The following is a 20,444-nucleotide window of genomic DNA, read 5'->3' as shown; positions in this document are numbered from 1 at the left end:
TACTCCGAACCGTTGGGCCCGCAACACCCCCCTTATCGGGGCCCGGGGGGGTGCGGGGTGGGCTCCGGCTGCCCGTTTCGGGCGCGTACGGGGCTGCGGGAGCCCACAGGTGGCCCCGGGGGCCGGGTCCGGGCGGGTGGGGCGCTGGGAGGGGCCCGGGAGCGTGGGAGAGGCCGCACGGCTGCCCTGGGCCCCGGAGGGCCGGAAGGGCCGGGAACGGCTGAACGGGCCCGGCCGGTCGGCCGGGCCCGTTCAGGGCTTCCGTGGGTTAAGCGCTTCAGTGGTTCGGCGCGGGTCGTGTCACGGCTTCATCGTGAAGCCTTCGGCAGCGGGGGCGACCGCGGCCGGCCGGACCACCTTGAGGCCACCGGGGGCCGTGGCGTCCGGCTTCATGATGACGCTCTGGCGGGTGGAGGGCGCCGCCGGGTCCGAGAAGTTGTGCGTGATTCCGAATCCGTTGTCGTAGGCGGTGAGGGTGAGCAGCGCCTTGTCGACGCCCTCGCGGGTGAGGTCCTTGGCCTCGCACGCCTTCTTCAGTGCCTCGCCGTAGACGGACGCCGCCGAGTATCCGGCGACGACGCCGTTGTCGAGGCCGTCCTTCGGGTACTGGGCCGCGTAGTCCTTGGCGAGCTTCGCCGGGCCGGCGCCCGGGTCGCCGATCGGCAGGGTGGAGGAGGCGATGTAGTAGTCCTTGAGCAGGGCGGGGCCCGCCTGGGTCTTGAGGAGCTGCGGGGCGTACGCCGAGTTGTTGCCGACGACCGGAACGTTGAAGCCGGTGGCCGCGGCGACACCGACCAGGGAGGCCGCCTGGCGGGGGCCCGCGCTGATGACGATGGCCTTGACGCCCGCCTGCTTGAGCGCGGAGACCTGCGCGGTCATGTCGTTGTCCGTCGGCTTGATCTTCTGCTCGACGACGGTGAGACCCGCCTCCTTCGCCGCGTGCTTCGAGCCGGCCAGGGCGTTCTCGCCGTAGTCGCCCTCGAAGTAGACGTGGCCGACCTTGTCGCCCTTGGCGATGCGCTTCTCCGCGAGCAGGTAGTCGATCAGGTTGATCGTCTCGACGTCGTACGTGGCGCCGATGACTCGGACGTACTTGGAGCCGAGCAGGTTCGCCGACCACGCCTGCGGCAGCACGAGGCCCTTGTCCTGCGTGTCGATGCGCTGCTCGACGGCCGCCACGAACGGGGAGCCGATGAACTGGGTGAATCCGAGGACTTCCGGTTCGAGCTCCGTGTAGGCCGCGATGGCCTTCTGGGGGTCGTAGCCGTGGTCGCGGACCGTCAGTTCGATCTTCCGGTCGCAGATGCCGCCCGCGGCGTTGGTCTGCTTCACCCACAGCTGCTGAGCCTGGGTGACGCTCTTGCCCAGCGAGGCGTACACGCCGGTCATGTCGGTCAGGGAGCCGAGGGTGATGGTCGAGGAGGTGACTCCCTCTCCGGTCTTCACCCCGCTCTTGTCCTGCTTGTCGCCGCCGTTGTCGGCGGCCTTTCCGCTGCATCCCACGAGCGTGAGGGTGAGGGCCGCGCATACGGCCGGGATCACTCGCAGTTTCATTTCTTCTCCCCTGGTTTCTTCAGACGCGTAAGGCCGCCGGGCAGGAACAGGACCACCGCGACCACCGCGGCGCCGTACAGATAGCGCGATGCCTCACCCGGTGCGAGACCGCCCGTGCCCGGGGCGGAGACCAGGGGAAGGGAGTCGCTGTAGTGGGTGAGCACCTGCGGCAGCAGCGAGACGAAGGCGGCGCCGACGACGGCTCCCGCGACGCTGCCGAGCCCGCCGATGACGATCATGGCGAGGTACTCGAGGGACAGGATCATGCCGAAGTACTCCGGCACGGTCCGCTGGAAGACCAGCGCGAGCAGGACGCCCGCGAGGCCCGCGTACATGGAGGACAGGACGAAGACACCGGCCCGGTAGCGCGCCACCGGGACACCCATCACGCCCGCGGCGATCCGGTGGTCACGGATGGCGTTGAGCGCCCGGCCGGGCCTGCCGCGCAGTACCCCGCGGGCGAAGAGCCCGCTGAGGAGGAGGGCGAGCAGCGCCACGTACCAGAGCTTCTCGGAGGACTGGAAGGGGACGGCCGCAATGACGACCTCGGTGTCGTCGAAGGTGAACCCGAAGACCGAGAGCGGGGGCACGGGGCGGCCGTTGAATCCGCCGGTGAGCGAGCCCGCGTTGAACAGCACGTGCTGGCCGATGAAGATCAGGGCGAGCGTGGCGATGCCGAGGTAGGCGCCGCGCAGCCGGCCCGCGATGGGGCTGAAGACTCCGCCCGCCGCGCCCGCCAGGAGCACGGCGAGGATCGCCGCGAGCCAGGTGGGCAGTCCGAGACCAGTGATCGCGTGCCCGTTCTCGGTGCTGCTCTCCCCCGCCAGGATGCAGTAGCTGTACGCGCCCACGGCGAGGAAGAAGGCGTGGCCCATGGAGAGCTGGCCGGTGGCCCCCGTGAGGAGGTTGATGCCGATGGCGCCGATCGCTGCGGCCATCGCGAACAGTCCCGCCTGGAGCCAGAAGCGGTCCAGGTAGAACGGGAACGCGAGGAGCAGGACCGAGCCGACGAGCCAGAGGTACGTACGCGGGCGGCGGAGCCGTTCGAGGGCACCGGCCGGTGCGGACGTCGGGTCCGGCCGGGCCCCGGGGGCTGCCGTGGCGGTTTCGACGGTGTCAGACACGGGCGAGCTCCTTCGTGCCGAAGAGTCCCGCGGGCCGTACGAGCAGGACGATCACCATCACCAGGTAGGGCGCGAGGTCCCCGATGCCGCGTCCGAGGAAGGACAGGTCGCTCTGGTAGCCGGTGGCCAGAGATTCGGTGACGCCGACGATGAGTCCTCCGGCGAGCGCGCCCGTCGTCGAGTCGAGGCCGCCGAGGATCGCGGCGGGGAACGCCTTGAGTGCGGCGAGCGAGGTGGCCCGTTCGAGTCCCGGGGTCGGGAACACCGTGAGGAACAGGGCGGCGACGGCGGCGAGGGCTCCGGCGACCGCCCAGGCGGCGAGCGAGACCCTGCCGAGCTTGATGCCCATGAGCGCCGCGGTCTGCGGGTTCTCGGCGGCGGCCCGCATCGACACACCCCAGGAGGTGAACCGGAACGCGAGCAGGAACACCGTGATGAGGAGTCCCGCGACGAGGAACGCGGCGATGCGCGTCTCGGCGAGTGTGACTCCCCCGATGCTGACGACGTCGTCGCCCCACGGATCGCCGAGCGCCATGACGTCGGTACCCATGCGACGAGTGAGTTCGGTGACGAGGAGGATGTCCACGCCGATGGTGACGATGGCCAGGACGCTGTGGTCGCTGCCCCGGTAGCGGCGCATCACGAAGAACTCGACTCCGGCGCCGACGACCGCGGCGCCCGCGATGCCGACGCCGAGCGCCGGCCAGAAGCCGATGTCGTCGTGGAGCACGGCGGTGACGTATCCGCCGGCCAGCAGCAGGGAGGCGTGCGCGAAGTTGACGACCTCGGTGGCCTTGAAGATGACGACGAAGCCGAGCGCGATCAGCGCGTAGACCGAGCCGATGGAGAGGCCGCCGAGGAGGAGTTCGATGAAGGTGGTCATTCCTGTGCCCCCAAGTAGGCCCGGACGACGGCCGGGTCGTTCTGGACCTCGGCGGGTGTACCGCCCGCGATCCTGCGTCCGAAGTCGAGTACGGTCACCGCGTCCGCGAGCCGCATCACCACTCCCATGTCGTGCTCGACCAGCACGATGGAGATGCCGAGGCTGTCGCGCACACCGGCGACCACGGCCGCCACGCGCCGCCGTTCGTCGGCGGTCATTCCGGCGACGGGTTCGTCCAGGAGCAGCACCTGCGGTTCCATGCACAGGGCGCGGCCGAGTTCGACGAGCTTCTGCTTCCCGTACGGGAGGGCGCCCGCAGGATGGTCCAGCTCCTTTTCCAGGCCGATGAATTCGGCGATCTCGCGGACCCGTTCGAGATGGCGCCGGGCCTCGCGCGCCGCGGAGGGCAGCCACAGGCCGGTGGCCAGGAACCCGGAGCGGGTGAGGCGGTGCCGGCCGAGCAGCATGCTCTCGGCGACCGTGGCGTGCGGAGGCAGCGCCAGGTTCTGGAAGGTACGGGCCACACCGAGCGCGGCGATCCGGTGCGGGGCCTGCCCGGTCAGTTCGGTGTCACCGAGGTGCACCGTCCCGGAGGTCGCCCGGTAGACGCCCGAGAGCACGTTGAAGCAGGTCGACTTGCCTGCCCCGTTGGGGCCGATGACGGCGTGGACGCTGCCCGGTTCGACGGTGAACGAGATGGCGTCTAGGGCGGTGAGCCCCGCGAACCGTACGGTCACGTCCCGGACGGCGAGTGCGGCCGGTGCCGTCGTGGCCTCGGTGGTGGCGGGTGCGGTCTTCACGCGGACCACCTGCTCAGTGTGCGGGGGGCGCGGCCGGCCCGGTCCGCGTCCTCGGCGGCCGTCTCGTCGACGACGCCCAGGTAGCGGCGGCGTACCTCGTCGGACGCGGCGAGTTCGTCGGCCGGTCCTTCGAGCGCGACCTCGCCGACGTCCAGGACGTACGCCGTGGTCGCGAGCCGCAGGGCGATGGACGCGTTCTGCTCGACGAGCATCACCGAGGTGCCGGACGCGTTGATCTCCTGCACGGTTTCGGCGATCTTCTGCGCCATCAGTGGGGCGAGGCCGAGGGACGGTTCGTCGAGCAGCAGCAGCCTGGGACCGGCCATCAGCGCCCGTCCCATGGCCAGCATCTGCTGCTCGCCGCCGGACAGCAGCCCGGCCCGCTGGTGCGCGCGCTGGGCGAGCACCGGGAACAGCTCGTGTACGCGGGTAAGTGCGGCGGTCACGGACTTGCGCCCGCCGCGGGCCCCGAGTGCGCCCGCCCGCAGGTTGTCGGCCACCGTCATCCGGGCGAACACCTGCCGCCCCTCCGGCACCTGGACCACTCCCGCGGCCACCACCTGGGCGGGCCGCAGCCCGTCCAGGGCCTGGCCGTCGAAGCGGATGGTGCCCGTGCCCGTCCCGCGGTGGAAGCCGAGGGTCCGCGATACGGCCCGCAGCAGCGTGGTCTTGCCGGCGCCGTTGCCACCGAGTACGGCGGTGATCGCGCCGGCCGGCACGTCGACGGAGACGTCGCGCAGAGCCCGTACCGGGCCGTAGCCCACGGACAGTGCGCGGATCTCGAGCGTTGCCATGCGTCCTCCTCCTTCCGCCTTGTCGTTGTCGTGTGTGGTGCGTTGCGCTGTGGTGCGTGGTGTGGTGCCACAGACCAGCAGCGGGCAGGCCGCGCGTCCACGGGGTGCGGCCGAGACGATGCGGGTGACCAGCGAGTGAAGGGCGCGGTTGTGCACGCGCACAGCGGGGCGCCATGCGCTGGTGCCCCCGCCCGGGCCGGTGGCATCCTCACCAGCCATGAGCGGCCGCAGAGCCCGACGTGTCCGCGGAACGGGGAGCAGAGCATGCAGCGGCGCAGCGACGAGCGGGTCCGGGCACTGCTCGACGCGCTGCTGGAGGGCCGGCCATCGCCGGGTCTCGTGGAGCGGGCGGCCGCGGGGCTGGGGCTGCCGGAGCGCGGGCGGTACGCGGTGGCGGTGCTGCGCGTCGAGCGGCCCGAGCCGGTACGCGGGGTGGTGGAACAGGACGGCATGCGGTTCTGGTGGCGGACGCGGGCGGACCGCGAGATCGCCGTCGTCTGCCTCGGTGACCGGAATCTGGCCGAGCTGACCGCGGTACTGGTGGGCCGGTGCCCAGGGCCGGGCGGGATCAGCCCGGTGGTGGAGGGTCTGGCCGAGCTGGACCGGGCCCGGCGGCTGGCCGAGGCGGCACTGCTGACGTGCGCGGCGGGCTCGACGCGGATCGTGCGTCTGGAGGAGCGGCTGACGACGGCACTGCTGGTGAGTCAGCCGGAACTTTCGGCGCGGCTGGTCAAGGATGTCTTCGGGCCGCTGCTGACGCTGGAACCGGCGGAGCGGGCGCTGCTCGTGGAGACGCTGGACGCGTGGCTGGAGTGCGGTGGGTCGGCGGGGCGGGCTGCGGGGCGGCTGTTCTGCCACCGGAACACGGTGTTCAACCGCTTGCGGCGGTTGGAGGCGCTGACGTCACGGTCGTTGTCGCGGCCGCGTGAGCTGATCGAGATGACGCTGGCGCTGGACGCGTTCCGCCTGACGGCGGCGCGGTGACGGGGGGGCTTTCAAGCCCCTCCGGCGATTGAGGAGCGGGGGTGTGGGGGCGGAGCCCCCACACCCTTGGGCTCAGCTCAGGAAGTCGCGGCCGATCGACTCCGCCACCCGTTCCAGCAGCGGTCCCGCCTGCGCCATGCACACGGCCGGGTCCGGTTCCAGCTCCGTCAGGGCGTACGCGCGGCGGATGCCCGCCCGGCCCAGGGCCTCCGGGGCCAGAGCGAGGCGCCCGCACACGGCGACCACCTCCACGCCTGCCGCGCGCGCGGCCGCGGCGACGCCCGCCGGGGCCTTGCCGTGCAGGGTCTGCTCGTCGAGCGAGCCCTCGCCGGTGATGACCAGCGTCGCCCGCGCCAGCGCGGGCGCGAACCCGAGGACGTCGAGCATGACCTCGATGCCCGGCCGGAAGCGGGCCCCGAGCGCCACCAGGGCGCCGTAACCGATGCCACCCGCCGCCCCGGCGCCGGGGAGCGCCGCGTGGTCGGGGCCGAGGACCGACGCGTAGTGGGTGAGGGCAGCGTCCAGGAGCACGATGTCGTCCTCGGTCGCGCCCTTCTGCCGCCCGTACACCTCTGGCGCGCCCTTGGGTCCGGTCAACGGGTTGTCCACATCGCTGGCCAGGATCAGGTCGACGTCCGCGAGCCGGGCGTCGAGCCCGGAGAGGTCCGCCTCGGCCAGCTCGGCCAGGGCGCCGCCGCCGGGACCGACGGGCTTGCCGTCCGCGTCCAGGAACCGCGCTCCGAGCGCGGCGAGCATGCCCGCGCCGCCGTCCGTGGTCGCGCTGCCGCCGACCCCGAACACAATGGTCCGGGCACCCGCGTCGAGCGCGGCCCGCAGCAGTTCGCCGGAGCCGTACGTCGTGGCCGTGAGCGGGGCGAACACCCCCGCCGGCAGGTGCTGGAGGCCGGAAGCCTCCGCCATCTCCACCACCGCGGTGGACTCGCGCAGCGCGTACGCCGCGGTGACCGTCTCCCCGAGGGGCCCGGTCACCCGCGCCTCCCGGCGCTCGAATCCGGCGGCCACCGCCGCCGCCACCGTGCCGTCGCCACCGTCCGCGACGGGCAGGGTCTCGACCCGCACATCGGGGACCGCGCGCCGCAGCCCGGCCGTCACCCGCTCCGCGACCTGTACGGCCGTGAGCGAGCCCTTGAACTTGTCCGCCGCGACGAGCACGCGGGCGGTCTTGATCACTGCTCCGTCCGTCACCTTGCATCCCTTGCTTTCGAACAGGCAGTCGCGCCGCCCCGACCTTATCCGGACCGCCCCTGATCTGCCCATGGGTGTCCAGCGACCGGGCCCCGGGGCCCCACTACGCTTCCCCGGTGACCACCACTGACTACGCCACGTACATCGCGGGTCTGCCCCGTGTCCTGGCCGCCGCCGCCTCGCTCTTCCGTGACGACGCCGGACGCGTCCTCCTCGTGGAACCCAACTACCGGGCCGGCTGGGCGCTGCCGGGCGGCACGGTCGAGTCGGACACGGGCGAAAGTCCCCGGCAGGCCGCGCGCCGCGAGACGGCGGAGGAGATCGGCCTCGATCTGGAGCCCGGCAGGCTGCTGGCCGTCGACTGGGCGCGCGGCAGTGCGCGCCCGCCGATCGCCGCGTACCTCTACGACGGGGGCGTACTGACGGAGGCGCAGTTCGCGGGGATCCGGCTCCAGGAGGAGGAACTCCTGTCCTGGGCGCTCGTGGAGCCCGCGGAACTCGGCCGCTTCCTGCTCGGCCCGCTCGGCCTGCGTGTGGCGGCGGCACTGACGGTGCTGGACTCCGGGGCGGGCACGGCGGAGTTGGAGGACGGCAGGCCGGTCACCGCCTGAACCCGCGTTCATGTGCCCTTGGTCCCTCGTGCACCCGCGCCCGGCATCATCCGGGGTCCGCGAAGGGCGAAGGGATCGGGCACCTCATGGGACACATACGCGACCTGTGGAAGACGGCCGTAACGGCCTTGACCTGTACGGCGGTCGTCGGCACTGCAGGGGGTTCGGCCGCCGCCGCGCCCGCCGGACCGGGGGCGTCGGGGCCGGTTACGGCGGACCACCGCCCGGCCGCTTCCCGCCCCTTGGCCGCATCGCCCGAGGCGCCCGCGCCGCCCGCACCGCCCACACCGCCCGCACTGGCCGCACTGCCCGCACTGCCCGCACTGCCCGCACTGCCCGCGGCAGTCGACGGCGGCGCCTGGCAGTCCGGTCATGTCCAGGGCATGGCCATCGACCGCCGCAAGGGCTTCATGTACTTCTCGTACACGAATCTGCTGGTCAAGACCGACCTCCGGGGCAAGCCGGTCGGCTCGGTGACCGGCTTCACCGGGCACCTCGGGGATCTGGATCTCCACGAGGAGGACGGCCGGATCTACGGCTCCCTGGAGTACAAGGCCGCGAAGTCCTTCTACATAGCGATCCTCGACGGTGACCGCATCACCCGCATGGGCATGGACGCCCAGTCCACGGACGTCGTGTCGACCGTCTATCTCGACGAGGTCGTACGGGACTTCACGGCCGACATGAACGGTGACGGGGTCTTCGACGGCAACACCGGCAACACCGCCGACCACCGGTACGGCTGCAGCGGCATCGACGGGGTGGCGTTCGGGCCCGAGTTCGGCAAGAAGCGCGGCAAGCGGAAGCTGACGGTCGCGTACGGCGTGTACGCCAACACCGGGCGCACGGACAACGACCACCAGGTGCTGCTCCAGTACGACGTCGAGCGGTGGAAGCGCTACGAGCGCCCGCTGTCCGAGGCGGCCCCGCACACCAGCGGTCCCGCGCGGGTGGACGGCAAGTTCTTCGCGTACACCGGGAACACGACGTACGGGGTCCAGAACCTGGAGTACGACGGGCACAGCGGGAACTGGCTGATGGCCGCGTACAAGGGCACCAAGCCCGGATTCCCGAACTACACGGTCTTCGCGGTCGACGGTGCGCGGAAGCCGGTGGTGGGGGACATCCGCGGCCGGCAGCGGCCCGAGCGCGGTCTCCTGCTGCCGCTGCTGCGTGCGGGTCTGCACGACGCGCCGACCGGTACGTACGGCTGGGCGGCGCCGGGGCAGTACGGACAGTACGGGCTGGTGTCGCTCGACGACGGCCGCTACTACGTGGCGCGCAGCGGCACGGTCCAGGACGGCGGCGTCACCCGGCAGACGGCACGCGCCGAGCTGCACACCTGGACCGGGGCGACGCCCTCGCCGTTCGCGCCGGTGGTCGCGGCGGGCTGACGCGGGACGGCTGGGAGTTCAGCGGCCGGGGCGTTCCAGCTCCGCCTGGACGCGACGCGAGGGCTGGAACACGTACAGGCCGAGGATGTCGGGGGCGTCCGCGAGACCGGGGCCGCCCTCGGCCACCCAGGTGGCGATGTCGGCCACCGCGTCCGGATCGTTGACGAGCCCGAGCCAGACCGGCCGGCCACCCGCCCTGCGGCCCTCGGCCGAGGGCTGCACGACGATGACGTTGCCGTGCTCGCACGCGTCCAGACACTCCACGGCACGCACCGTGGCAGTCGCGCCCGCCGTCTCCTTCAGCCGGCGCAGCTGACCGGCGTGGTCGACGCCGGGGATCTTCTCGGTTCCGCAGCAGCAGCCCCGGCAGACGCTGACCGTGGGGCGGGGGGTGCCGGGTTCGGGGGCGGCTTTGCGGGAGCGGCGGCTCATAAGGGGACACTTCCGGTAGAGGCGCGGATGATCACCGTGGGACTGTACCGAGCCCGCCCCCGCGTCGAACAGCTGATCTCCTCCCCCGCCGGATCGGGTATCGTTGACGGCTGCGAAGGGGAGTAGCCCCGCAAACCGGTCGTCGACACACTGGAGCCCTCGGGTTCCCGGTGGCCGGGCTCGTAGATCCTTACGGGTGGGCGAGACCTTCGGTCAGGTATGACGCGCCCGCGCCCCGCGGGCGCTGACGTCATGCCGGGCCGAGTGGTCCTCCGGAAGCCCGAGTGGCGCTTCGCGAAGATCCGGGGCCCGGCTCCTACAGAAAGCCACCCGGCATGCACCTCGACCCCCTGGCGATCCTCACCGCCTTCGGGCTGATCTTCCTCGCGGAGCTCCCCGACAAGACGATGTTCGCTTCGCTGGCCATGGGCACCCGTATGCGCCCGCTCTACGTCTGGTTCGGTACGTCCTCCGCGTTCGTCGTGCACGTCGCCATCGCCGTCGGCGCGGGCGGGCTGATCGGTCTGCTGCCCGACTGGACGGTCAAGCTGGTCTCGGCCCTGCTCTTCGCGTTCGGCGCGTTCATGCTGCTGCGCAATGGGGGCGACGACGGGGACGAGGACACCGAGGTCAAGACCGTGACCGGTTTCTGGCCGGTCTACTCGACGGCCTTCATGGCGGTCTTCATCAGCGAGTGGGGCGACCTCACACAGATCACCACGGCCAACCTCGCGGCGAGCAACGGTGCCTGGTCCACCGCGATCGGCTCGGCCGCCGCTCTGATGTCCGTCTCGGCGCTGGCGCTGCTGGCCGGCCGTTTCATCGCCAAGCGGGTGCCGCTGAAGACGGTGCAGCGCATCGGCGGGATCTGCATGCTGGGGCTCGCGATCTGGTCGGCCGTGGAGATCTTCACCGGCTGACCGGCCGCTTCGTACGCCCAGCCCTCCCAGCGCCTCAGAAGAGAGCGGGTACGTCGCCCTCCGTACCGCTCTCGAAGGCCAGCAGCCGCTGCTTGCGGTCGAGGCCGCCGCCGTATCCGGTGAGGCCGCCCGACGCCCCGACGACCCGGTGGCACGGGACGATGATGCCGATGGGGTTCTTGCCGTTGGCGAGGCCCACGGCGCGGGAGGCGCCCGGTTTGCCGAGGAGAGCGGCCAGCTCTCCGTACGAGCGGGTCTCGCCGTACGGGATACGGGTCAGCTCGGCCCAGACGCTGCGCTGGAACGGGGTGCCGGCCAGGTGCATCGGCAGGTCGAACGCGCGCAGCCCGCCCGCGAAGTAGGCGTCCAGCTGCTCGACGACCGGTCCGAAGGGGCGGGGATCGGGTACGCCGAAAGTCTCCTCGGGCGGGCGGTGGCGCTGGCCGGCCATGTACAGGCCGGCCAGGACCCCGTCCGTCGCGACGAGGGTGAGGGGTCCGTAGGGGCTGTCGACGACCGTGTGCTGTCGGGTCGCGGAGGGTGTGGCTGTCATGGGCGTCGCTGTCACGGGTGTCGCTGTCACCGGTGTCGCTGTTACGGGTGTCGCTGTCATGGGGGCGTCCTTACGCGGGCAGGTGGTTGATCGGATGGTCGTCCACGGTCCACAGGTACTGCACGGCGTACGCCCGCCAGGGGCGCCAGTGGGCCGCGCGCGCGGTGAGCGCGGCGGGGGTCGCCGGGAGGCCGAGCTGCGCGGCCGCCCGTCTGATCCCGAGGTCGGTGGGGAGGAAGGCGTCCGGGTCACCGAGCGCCCGCATGGCGATCACCTCGACCGTCCACGGCCCGAAGCCGGGGAGTGCGGTCAGTTCGGCGCGGGCCCGTTCCCAGTCGGTGTCCGTGCCCAGCCGCAGTGAGCCGTCGGCGAGGGCCGCGACGAGGGTGGTGAGGGTCCTGCGCCGGGTGCGCGGCAGGGCCAGGGCCTCCGGGTCGAGCCCGGCCAGCGCCTGCGGAGTGGGGAAGAGGTGGGTCAGTCCGCCCTCGGGGTCGTCGACGGGCGTGCCGTGGGCGGTGACGAGCCTGGCCGCGTGGGTGCGGGCGGCGGCCGTCGACACCTGCTGGCCGAGTACCGCCCGTACGGCGAACTCCGCGCCGTCGACGGTACGCGGCACCCGGCGCCCGGGAGCCTTGTCGACGAGCGGGGCGAGCAGCGGATCGGCGCGCAGCAGTTCGTCGACGGCGACCGGGTCGGCGTCCAGGTCGAGCAGCCACCGGCAGCGGCTGATCGCCTGGGTGAGGTCGCGCGGGTCGGTGAGCAGGAGCCGGCAGGCGATGTGGTCGGGGCGCGGGGCGAGGGAGACGATGCCGTGTCCGTGCGGGAGCCTGAGTGTGCGGCGGTAGGCACCGTCGCGCCACTCCTCGACGCCGGGCACCGCGGTCGCGGCGAGGTGGCCGAAGAGGTTGCTGGGGTTGAGCGGGGCGCGGTACGGGAGGCGCAGCGCGATGACACCGGGTGTCGTGGCCGGTCCGCTCCCCCGGGCGGCGCGGGCCCGCAGTTCGCCGGGAGCGAGCGCGAAGACCTCGCGGACGGTGTCGTTGAAGGTGCGGATCGAGGAGAACCCGGCGGCGAACGCCACGTCGGCCATGGGGAGTCCGGTGGTCTCGATGAGCAGCCGGGCGGTCTGGGCGCGCTGTGAGCGGGCCAGCGCGAGCGGGCCGGCCCCGAGCTCGGCGAGCAGTTGGCGCTCGATCTGCCGGGCGGAGTAGCCGAGGCGCGCGGCGAGGCCGGGCACGCCCTCCCGGTCGACGACCCCGTCCGCGATGAGGCGCATGGCGCGGGCGACGGAGTCGGCGCGCGCGTTCCATTCCGGGGAACCGGGGCTGGTGTCGGGACGGCACCGCTTGCACGCGCGGAATCCGGCCTGCTGGCAGGCGGCGGCGCTGGGCAGAAAGGTCATGTTCTCGACCTTGGGCGGCACGACGGGGCAGCTGGGGCGGCAGTAGATACGGGTGGTCAGGACCGCCGTGAAGAACCATCCGTCGAAGCGGGCGTCCTTGGACTGAACGGCCCGCACGCAGCGCTCGGTGTCGGTGTGCATGGTTCAAGGATGGGGCACCCGCTGGACTGGGGCTGGCGGAAATCCGACATCAGCCTTCGCCTGCCAGGGCCTCCCGGAGCGACCCGGGATCAGATGGGGACGAAGGCCCCGCCAGGCGGGGGGTGTGGTCCGGGGCCGCAGGCCGGCGAGGGTAGTCCATGCCTCCGACCCCGGACACGAGGAACCAGAGCAGCCAGAGGTCGGCAGCGACCGCGCCGGACACCGCGTGTGACGTTCGGGAGGGCACCGGCGCTGGACAGGTGGATGGCCGGGGCCCGCCCCCCAGCGGGGTCCCGGCCGCCCGCCCTCTGCACCGCCCGGATCGCCGAGCCGACGGGCACCTGCGTGGCTCAGGACGCGCGGAGCCGCCGCCAGACCGCCTTCGCCGCGTGATGGCCCGACATGCCGTGCACTCCGGGCCCGGGCGGGGTGGCCGAGGAGCAGAGGTAGACCGCCGGGTGCGCGGTGGCGTACGGCACGCGGGCCAGCTTGGGGCGGATCAGTGTCTGGAGGCCGGAGAAGGCACCGCAGGCGATGTCACCGCCCACGTAGTTGGCGTTGCGGGCGGCGAGTTCGGGCGGTCCCGCGACGGCGCGGGCGAGGACCAGGTCGCGGAAGCCGGGCGCGAAGCGTTCGAGCTGTCGCTCGATGACCTCGGTGGCGTCACCCGTCCAGCCCGCCGGAACATGCCCGTACACCCAGAACACATGGCGGCCCTCGGGTGCCCGGGACGGGTCGGTGAGCGTCGGCTGAGCGGTGATCAGGAACGGGACGCTCGGGTCACGGCCGCCGACGGCCGCGCGCAGGGCGCTGTCGATCTCGCCCTCGGTGGGCCCGATGTGGACGGTCCCGGCGCGCCGGGCGTCCTTCGCGGTCCACGGGACGGGGCCGGACAGCGCATAGTCGATCTTGAAGGTGGAGGCTCCGTACCGGTAGCCGCGATACGCGTTGCCGAGGCCCGCGATCCGGGCGAGGGCGGTCGGTGAGGTGTCGAATATGTAGGCACGGGCGGGCGGCAGCTCGTCCAGGCGCTTGACCTCGGTGCCGGTGCGGATGGTGCCGCCCAGCTCCCGCAGGTACGAGGCGAGTGCGTCGGAGATGGCCTGCGAGCCGCCGCGCGGTACGGGCCAGCCGTTCTCGTGGGCGGCGAGCGCGAAGACGAGGGCGATGGCCCCGGTGGCGAATCCGCTGGTGGGGGCGATGGCGTGGGCGGCGAGCCCGGCGAGGAGACCGCGCGCCCTGGGGTCCCGGAACCGCCGGGCGATCCAGCTTGCGGGCTGGAGGCCGACCAGGCCGAAGCGGGCGAGGTGGTACGGGTCCCGGGGCAGCCCGTCCCACGGGGTGCGCAGGAAGTCGGCGGCCAGGGTGTCCCAGTGCCCGAGGTGCGGCGTGACGAGGCGGCGGTAGGTCCCGGCGTCCCGCGCCCCGAGCGACATGGCGCTCTCCCCCACCGAGCGGGTGAGCACGGCGGCGGAGCCGTCCGGGAAGGGGTGGGCGAGCGACAGTTCGGGCTGGAGCCACTCCAGTCCGTGGCGGTCCAGCGGCATGGCCCGGAACGCGGGTGACCCTATGCCGAGCGGATGCACGGCCGAGCACGGGTCGTGGCGGAAGCCGGGGAGGGTGAGCTCTTCGGTACGGGCCCCGCCACCGATGGTGTCCTGGGCCTCGAACACCTCCACCGAGAAGCCCCTGCGGGCCAACTCGACCGCGGCGGTCAGTCCGTTGGGCCCCGCCCCCACGACGACTGCATCGAGCATCGACGGCACCTTGGGACTCCTTTGTCAGCCGGCGGCCAGGACACCCAGGATATTCGGGGCCGCCGACGGCATGAGCCGGGGTGGCCCCGCCGGGCCCTCGGCGTGCCGCGGGCGGTTGTCAGACGCCGGTGCGCAGTGCGGCGAGGATACGGTCCCTGGTGGTCTCGTCGCGGGCTGCCGTGAAGGGCAGGTCGTTGCCGCCGGTGATCCGGAAGGCGGCGCCGGAGAGCGTGGCCTGCGCGCCGCCCGCCTCGGTGACCAGGAGCAGGCCCGCCGCGTGGTCCCAGGCAAACTCCCAGTTGAACGCGACGGCGTCCTGGGCTCCGCACGCGACGGCGAGGTACTCGAGTCCGGCGGACCCGCAGGCGCGGGCGTCGATGCCTTCGGTGCGCAGTCCGAGCAGGGCACGCTTCTGGGCGTCGGACGTGAAGTCGGGGTGGGACATCGCCACCTTGAGGACGGCGCCGGGCGCGGGCGAGCCCGCGCGCAGCGGCTTGCCGTTGAGGGTGGCACCCCGGCCGCGTACCGCGATGGCCATCTCGTCAAGGGCGGCGGCGTACGTCCAGGAGGCGAGGACCTGACCGTGGTGGGCGAGCGCCACCAGGGTGCAGAAGCCGGGTTCGCCGTGGACGAACTGCCTTGTCCCGTCGACCGGGTCGACGATCCACACGGGGGCCTCCCCGCCGAGGGCGTCGTACACCCGGGGGTCGGCGTGGACTGCCTCCTCGCCGACGACGACCGAGCCGGGGAGCAGCCGGGTCAGGGACTCGGTCAGGTGCTCCTCGGCGAGGCGGTCGGCGGTCGTGACCAGGTCGTGCGGGCCGCTCTTCTCGATGATCTCGTGCGTGGCGAGCTGCTGGTAGCGCGGCATGATCTCGGCGGCGGCCGCTGCGCGGACCGCCGCCTCGACCTGGGTCAGGTGCCCGGCGTCCCCGGCGGTCCCGGCGTTCTCGGCGAGAAAGTCATCGATCATGCCTCCAGCTAAGCACGGCTGGCCGGGGATGCGTCGGGCGGGCGGTCAGCGGCCGACCGCGTACCCCTGCATGCCCCGCGGGTTGGCGGCCGCCGACAGCACTCCGGTCCGCGGGTCGCGGGCGACGGCGCACATGCGGCCCTCGGACCACTGGTCGCCGACCGTGACGTCGTGGCCGCGGCGGCGCAGTCCGGCGACGGTCTCCGGGTCCATGCCCTCCTCGACGGTGACGCTGCCGGGGCGCATACCGCGCGGGAAGAAGGAGCCGGGGAAGCTGTCGTTGTGCCAGTTCGGGGCGTCGATGGCGCCCTGGAGGTCGAGGCCGCCGCGTACCTCGGCGCGCAGGGCGACGGCGAGGAAGAAGTGCACCTGCCACTGGTCCTGCTGGTCGCCGCCGGGCGTGCCGAACGCCATGACGGGCACGCCGTCGCGCAGCGCGAGGGACGGGGTGAGGGTGGTGCGGGGGCGGCGGCCGGGGGTGAGGGAGTTCGGCAGGCCCTCGTCGAGCCAGGCCATCTGGAGGCGGGTGCCGAGCGGGAAGCCCAGTTCGGGCACGACCGGGTTGGACTGGAGCCAGCCGCCGCTGGGGGTGGCGGAGACCATGTTGCCCCAGCGGTCGACGACGTCGACGTGGCAGGTGTCGCCGCGGGTCGCGCCGTCCTTGGCGACGGTCGGCTCGCCCGCCCCGGCCGCCGGGATGCCCATGGCGTCGAATCCGGAGTCGCCGGAGGCGACGGCGTGGGCGTGCTCGCTGAGGACGGGGGTGCGGCCGTCGGGGCTGCCGGGGCGCAGCTCGTACGAGGCCGTGTCGGTGACGAGGGCGCGGCGCGCGGCGTTGTAAGGCTCGGAGAGCAGGGTGTCCAGGGGGACGTCGGCGGCGTCGCCGTACCACGCCTCCCGGTCGGCCATGGCGAGCTTGCAGCCCTCGATGAGCAGGTGCACGTAGTCGGCGGAGCCGTACGCGGGCAGCTCGGCGGGGAGCAGGGCGAGCTGCTGGAGGAAGGCGGGACCCTGGCTCCAGCCGCCCGCCTTGGCGAGCGTCCAGCCGTTCCAGTCGTACGTGGCGGGGGCCTCGTACGAGGCGGACCAGTTGGCCAGGTCGGCGGCGGTGAGGGTGCCGGTGTGGTGCTTGCCGCTGGTGTCCATGGTGGGGACGGCGGCCTGGCGGACCAGGGCCTCGGCGATGAAGCCCTCGCTCCAGACGGCCCGGGCGGCGTCGATCTGCGCGACACGGTCCTCGCCGCCGGTCTCGCGGGCCTCGGTTATGAGGCGGCGCCAGGTGGCCGCGAGGGCGGGGTTGCGAAAGAGCTCACCCGGCCCGGGTGCGGAGCCGCCGGGGAGGTAGACCTCGGCGGAGGACGGCCATTCGGTCTCGAAGAGTTCCCGGACGGTCTCGACGGTCTGGCCGACCCGCTCCACGGGTGCGTGGCCGTCCTCGGCGTACCCGATCGCGTACCGCATGACCTGCTCGACGGTCTTCGTGCCGTGGTCGCGCAGCAGGAGCATCCAGGCGTCGAACGCACCGGGGACGGCGGCGGCGAGCGGCCCCGTGCCGGGGACGAGGTCGAGGCCGAGGGAGCGGTAGTGGGAGACGGTCGCGCCCGCCGGGGCGGGGCCCTGACCGCACAGCACCTGAACGTCGCCGTCCTTCGGCGCCAGGATCATCGGGACCTCGCCGGCCGGGCCGTTGAGGTGCGGCTCGACGACGTGGAGGACGAATCCGGCGGCGACGGCCGCGTCGAAGGCGTTTCCGCCGTCCTCCAGGACGGCCATCGCGGACTGCGAGGCGAGCCAGTGGGTGGAGGACACCATGCCGAAGGTGCCCTGGAGGGTCGGCCGGGTCGTGAACATCGCGCGCCACCTTGCTACTTGCACGTGCCAAACGGACCGATCACGGCTCACGGTCGGGCCTGGGGAGAATCTGGGGAGCTCGCCCTGCAAGGTCGTTCACCTGATCGTCGAGCAGGCTATCGATCGCGCGTCGCCCCATGCGACCCGCCTCCGGCATGAAGTGCGCGTAGTGGTCGAGGGTGATGGTGGGTGACGCGTGTCCCAGCCACCTGGCCAATGTCACCACTGACTCCATCGCCTCAAGGACAACGGAGGCGGCGTACGTATGCCGCAGTAGCGTGACCTCCACCAGATCCAGGCGGCCCAGTACGCACTCGACAGCCCCGCCCTGCCCTCTCAGAACGGGCACGCCGAGGTACTGAAACCGGCAGAGAGCGGGCCAGATGAATCATCATCGCCTGCGACGTACTGTGCGCCGCCACCCTGGCCAGCACCCCGCTCGCCGAGTGGCTCGCCGAGATCACCCTGGGCCAGCTGTATGTCGTCACGTTCCTCGTCGCCGCCCTCCACGTCAGCAGCTGTACGGGCGGATTCCGCTTCGCCCGGCCCGCAGATCCCGGGGGCGCCCGCCCGTAGCGGCCAACGGCTGAACGAGCATGCGTGCCGTGTTCGCTCGCGGCTACAGCTTCCGGTCCCCTCGCCAGGCGACCGACGTCAGCGCAGCCAGGCCACCATGTGCCAGACCCTTGTACGTCACGGTCCGGGCCGGTCCGAGCTCGCGGGCGGTCCGCTCCGCCAGGTGCGCCCCTTCCTGGAACAGCCGCTGCCACTCGGCGTCGTACTTGCCTTCCTCCCGGTCCCTGAGGGCCAGGTTCAGCGTGGTGTCGATGCTCTTCGCCCAGGTGTACAGAGCGGCGACGAGGCCGTCGGACAGGGGCAGGGCGGCGGCGGGATCGTCCGGGACGAAGTCTCCGAATCCGCCGGAGCGCAGCGGGCCGAACCGGTACTCGCCCTCGACCGTGATGTCGAGCGGGTGCGGGGCTGTGCCGTGGGCGTCACGCTCCCAGTGGAGGCGATCACAGCCCCAGCACACCCACTTGGCGTTCCGGATGCCTTCGTCCCAGTAGCGCACCACCCACGACTGCCCGAGGTGTCTGGCCAGTCGCTGAGTGGTCGCCAGCCCCTGTTTGACGTACGTGCGCAGGTCCGGGCTGGAGGCGATCCCCTCCAGCCGACGGGCCGACGACCAGGAGCACAGCGCGTCCGCCAGATCCGCAGGAAGGTCCAGCCGGACGTCGTCCAGCGGGATGTTGCGGGTGAAGGCGTCAGGCTCTTCCCAGGCTCCGGGGCCCTCAGGCTCGTACAGCGGGGACGCATCGCCCCGCGGCCGCACGAGCACGGGCCACGCTTCGTCGAGGGTCATACGGGGTTTGCTCCGATCACGTATCCGTTGTCGCCGACGCTAACGGCCACGCGCTGGGTCTTGCCGTTGAAGGTGACCTCGAAGATCGGCCTTCCGGCCCCCTGGGTCGGGGCCGCGTATTCGGCCATGTTCCAGACGCGCTCGCGTCCTTCGGCTTGTGGGCCCGTATCGCGGCCAGGGCCCTCGGCCCGGCCGAGGCGAGGTTGTCGATGAGGTGGGAGACCGTCGAGTCGGAGGCCACCGGCCCGAACACGGCCGGCTCGGCCCGCAGCATCCCGATATCAGCGAGGCAGTCCCCGCCCAGAGCGACCGCGAGAGCCACGTCCAGCAGGACCTTCCCCGGATCGTGCACCGCCCAAGCTTCCGCCACGGCGCCAGCGCCGCTGATATCGCGGTGTCCAAGCCAGCCTTGCGGACGGTCTCGACCAGCAGCACGCCCCCGGCCTGGCAGACCACCGCCCGGCCGCCGCCCTCGATGCGGACACGCGGGTAGGACCCGATAGGCTTCTTCACCTGAGAAGTGCTTCTTTCCACGGCACGATCTGGACCCTCGACAAGTCCTATCGTTGCAGTTCAGGAGCACTTCTCGCTTTCTCTATCACGCTTCGGGCAGCCCACCTCGTGAAAGCCCGAGGCTAGTCCTTCGGAGTGAGCACCACATACGTGACTCGTGTCCCATCGCCCATGGCGCCCCTGAAGAATTGTTCATCCAGCAAGGGTGAGGTCGTGAGTATCGAGGCTAGAACGCCGGCAGCCGAAGCGAGGAAACCCAGGACTGCAGGCGCTCCATCAAGGAGCGCGTCCTCGATCACTTTCTGACCGGTCTCGGTAAGGACGTCGTCAATCAATTCGTTGACTTCACTCGGCGGATCGGGGGGACCGTTGTAGATCTGCACGTAGTAGCCGTTCTCCTGACGTGCAGTGACCGTGATCCGGGCATCGTCCCGAATCGCTTTCCCTTGCGGCGCTTCTGAAGGTATCGGGATCAAGGTGCCGTCAGGGTCGGGCGCAGATTCGAATCGGGTCGTGTCGTCGCTTGCCGGGTTGGGAAGTGTGTCCGCCATTTCAAACACTCCATTCTCATGCGGCTTCGACCCGAGTCATTGATGACGTCTCGCCAGTGGTGAGTGAATTGCCTCAACAGAAAGGTTGCCTGCGCGCTCTATGCCTAAGTACCCGCCCCTCCTACCAGGGTGTTGAAACATCAGCCTGGCTGGAGACAGCGCTGCGAGTAACCTGGTCAGGCGGACCCTCAGTTCCCGAATTGATGGCTGACATCAGGATAAACCGAGGTCATGCTCTCTGCAGGTGCTGCCGCCTCCTCGGCATGGATGCTGGAGCCACGAGGTTCAAGAGGTACGCCGCCGGGGCCCTGGGCTGCTCGGCGATCCGGCGTCAGAGGAATTGATGCACGGGGCCTGGATGCTTGCTCCGCGCCAGGCGCAACAACACCTTGAGCGAATGTGACTGGGTCAGCGGGCCGGAAGGTCAGCGGTGCCGCAGCACACTCACGTTGGACAACTCCAGTGGGTGGGTGCCGGATCCGGTCCCGAACTTCCCGACGCAACGCACACGGCGACAGGCAGCCAGAAAGACACCTCAATTCATACTGAGATTGAACTCGTGAAGTCATAAGGGCTGACGAGGGGTGTCTGCCTGCGGTATCACGAGAGGATGAGGTATCCACAGGGTGGCGGGTTGA

Annotated in this window: 19 protein-coding genes and 1 pseudogene; 4 read left to right on the top strand and 16 right to left on the bottom strand. The window is 71.7% G+C overall.

Features of this window, described 5'->3' with window-relative positions:
* Positions 1 to 300: 300 nt before the first annotated feature.
* Genes ACFWSK_RS35160 through ACFWSK_RS35140 form a run of 5 tightly spaced genes read right to left on the bottom strand, consistent with a single transcriptional unit; the run spans position 301 to position 5,155 of the window.
* The gene (locus tag ACFWSK_RS35160; protein ID WP_383795488.1) at positions 301 to 1,554 is read right to left on the bottom strand and encodes an ABC transporter substrate-binding protein; all 1,254 of its coding nucleotides are present in this window, start codon (positions 1,552 to 1,554) and stop codon (positions 301 to 303) included.
* Positions 1,551 to 2,678, bottom strand: a complete 1,128-nt coding sequence (locus ACFWSK_RS35155) for a branched-chain amino acid ABC transporter permease (RefSeq protein ID WP_383795485.1) — start codon at positions 2,676 to 2,678, stop codon at positions 1,551 to 1,553. The genes ACFWSK_RS35160 and ACFWSK_RS35155 overlap by 4 nt, the downstream gene beginning before the upstream one ends.
* The gene (locus ACFWSK_RS35150) at positions 2,671 to 3,561 is read right to left on the bottom strand and encodes a branched-chain amino acid ABC transporter permease (protein ID WP_383795483.1); all 891 of its coding nucleotides are present in this window, start codon (positions 3,559 to 3,561) and stop codon (positions 2,671 to 2,673) included. The genes ACFWSK_RS35155 and ACFWSK_RS35150 overlap by 8 nt, the downstream gene beginning before the upstream one ends.
* Positions 3,558 to 4,370 carry an ABC transporter ATP-binding protein gene (locus tag ACFWSK_RS35145; protein ID WP_383795480.1) on the bottom strand — a complete coding sequence of 271 codons (813 nt, stop codon included), beginning with the start codon at positions 4,368 to 4,370 and terminating at the stop codon, positions 3,558 to 3,560. Before ACFWSK_RS35145 ends, ACFWSK_RS35150 begins: the two co-directional genes overlap by 4 nt.
* Positions 4,358 to 5,155, bottom strand: a complete 798-nt coding sequence (locus ACFWSK_RS35140; protein ID WP_383795477.1) for an ABC transporter ATP-binding protein — start codon at positions 5,153 to 5,155, stop codon at positions 4,358 to 4,360. Before ACFWSK_RS35140 ends, ACFWSK_RS35145 begins: the two co-directional genes overlap by 13 nt.
* Positions 5,156 to 5,419: 264 nt before the next feature.
* Between ACFWSK_RS35140 and ACFWSK_RS35135 the strand changes: the two genes are divergently transcribed.
* A complete protein-coding gene (locus tag ACFWSK_RS35135; RefSeq protein ID WP_383795474.1) occupies positions 5,420 to 6,139 on the top strand; it encodes a PucR family transcriptional regulator in 720 nt (239 codons plus the stop codon).
* 72 nt (positions 6,140 to 6,211) lie between these two features.
* Here ACFWSK_RS35135 and ACFWSK_RS35130 read toward each other — a convergent pair whose 3' ends face one another.
* A complete protein-coding gene (locus tag ACFWSK_RS35130; protein ID WP_383795491.1) occupies positions 6,212 to 7,327 on the bottom strand; it encodes a glycerate kinase in 1,116 nt (371 codons plus the stop codon).
* Positions 7,328 to 7,461: 134 nt separating this feature from the next.
* On the opposite strand from ACFWSK_RS35130, the gene ACFWSK_RS35125 reads away from it, so the two are divergent.
* The gene (locus tag ACFWSK_RS35125) at positions 7,462 to 7,956 is read left to right on the top strand and encodes an NUDIX domain-containing protein (RefSeq protein ID WP_383795471.1); all 495 of its coding nucleotides are present in this window, start codon (positions 7,462 to 7,464) and stop codon (positions 7,954 to 7,956) included.
* Between the two features lie 86 nt (positions 7,957 to 8,042).
* Positions 8,043 to 9,350 (top strand): hypothetical protein, encoded by a 1,308-nt coding sequence (locus ACFWSK_RS35120; RefSeq protein WP_383795468.1) that lies wholly within the window; start codon positions 8,043 to 8,045, stop codon positions 9,348 to 9,350.
* Positions 9,351 to 9,368: 18 nt separating this feature from the next.
* On the opposite strand, the gene ACFWSK_RS35115 is transcribed toward ACFWSK_RS35120, so the two are convergent.
* Positions 9,369 to 9,782, bottom strand: coding sequence for a (2Fe-2S) ferredoxin domain-containing protein (locus tag ACFWSK_RS35115; RefSeq protein WP_383795465.1), 414 nt, complete (start codon positions 9,780 to 9,782; stop codon positions 9,369 to 9,371).
* A 335-nt stretch (positions 9,783 to 10,117) separates the two neighbouring features.
* Here ACFWSK_RS35115 and ACFWSK_RS35110 point away from each other — a divergent pair, with 335 nt between their 5' ends.
* A complete protein-coding gene (locus ACFWSK_RS35110) occupies positions 10,118 to 10,702 on the top strand; it encodes a TMEM165/GDT1 family protein (protein WP_383795462.1) in 585 nt (194 codons plus the stop codon).
* Between the two features lie 34 nt (positions 10,703 to 10,736).
* Here ACFWSK_RS35110 and ACFWSK_RS35105 read toward each other — a convergent pair whose 3' ends face one another.
* From ACFWSK_RS35105 to ACFWSK_RS35065, 9 genes and pseudogenes are all read right to left on the bottom strand, one after another.
* A complete protein-coding gene (locus tag ACFWSK_RS35105) occupies positions 10,737 to 11,255 on the bottom strand; it encodes a methylated-DNA--[protein]-cysteine S-methyltransferase (RefSeq protein WP_383795459.1) in 519 nt (172 codons plus the stop codon).
* A gap of 70 nt (positions 11,256 to 11,325) precedes the next feature.
* Complete coding sequence (locus ACFWSK_RS35100) at positions 11,326 to 12,798, bottom strand: AlkA N-terminal domain-containing protein (RefSeq protein WP_383795456.1); 1,473 nt, start codon at positions 12,796 to 12,798, stop codon at positions 11,326 to 11,328.
* 350 nt (positions 12,799 to 13,148) lie between these two features.
* Positions 13,149 to 14,564: a phytoene desaturase family protein gene (locus ACFWSK_RS35095; protein WP_383795453.1), complete on the bottom strand. Its 1,416-nt coding sequence runs from the start codon at positions 14,562 to 14,564 to the stop codon at positions 13,149 to 13,151.
* Positions 14,565 to 14,673: 109 nt separating this feature from the next.
* Positions 14,674 to 15,528 carry an inositol monophosphatase family protein gene (locus tag ACFWSK_RS35090; RefSeq protein WP_383795450.1) on the bottom strand — a complete coding sequence of 285 codons (855 nt, stop codon included), beginning with the start codon at positions 15,526 to 15,528 and terminating at the stop codon, positions 14,674 to 14,676.
* A gap of 45 nt (positions 15,529 to 15,573) precedes the next feature.
* Entirely contained in the window at positions 15,574 to 17,379 is a 1,806-nt protein-coding gene (locus ACFWSK_RS35085; RefSeq protein WP_383795448.1) for a gamma-glutamyltransferase family protein, read from the bottom strand.
* A 40-nt stretch (positions 17,380 to 17,419) separates the two neighbouring features.
* Positions 17,420 to 17,728 (bottom strand): hypothetical protein, encoded by a 309-nt coding sequence (locus ACFWSK_RS35080; RefSeq protein ID WP_383795445.1) that lies wholly within the window; start codon positions 17,726 to 17,728, stop codon positions 17,420 to 17,422.
* A gap of 270 nt (positions 17,729 to 17,998) precedes the next feature.
* The gene (locus ACFWSK_RS35075; RefSeq protein ID WP_383795442.1) at positions 17,999 to 18,742 is read right to left on the bottom strand and encodes a hypothetical protein; all 744 of its coding nucleotides are present in this window, start codon (positions 18,740 to 18,742) and stop codon (positions 17,999 to 18,001) included.
* Between the two features lie 98 nt (positions 18,743 to 18,840).
* Positions 18,841 to 19,255 (bottom strand): annotated as a pseudogene (locus ACFWSK_RS35070) (transposase); the annotation flags it as partial.
* A 122-nt stretch (positions 19,256 to 19,377) separates the two neighbouring features.
* Complete coding sequence (locus ACFWSK_RS35065) at positions 19,378 to 19,806, bottom strand: hypothetical protein (RefSeq protein ID WP_383795440.1); 429 nt, start codon at positions 19,804 to 19,806, stop codon at positions 19,378 to 19,380.
* Positions 19,807 to 20,444 lie beyond the last annotated feature (638 nt).

The organism is Streptomyces sp. NPDC058620 (assembly GCF_042717135.1).
Taxonomy (GTDB): Bacteria; Actinomycetota; Actinomycetes; order Streptomycetales; family Streptomycetaceae; genus Streptomyces.
This window is presented reverse-complemented; position numbering and strand designations above follow the sequence as displayed.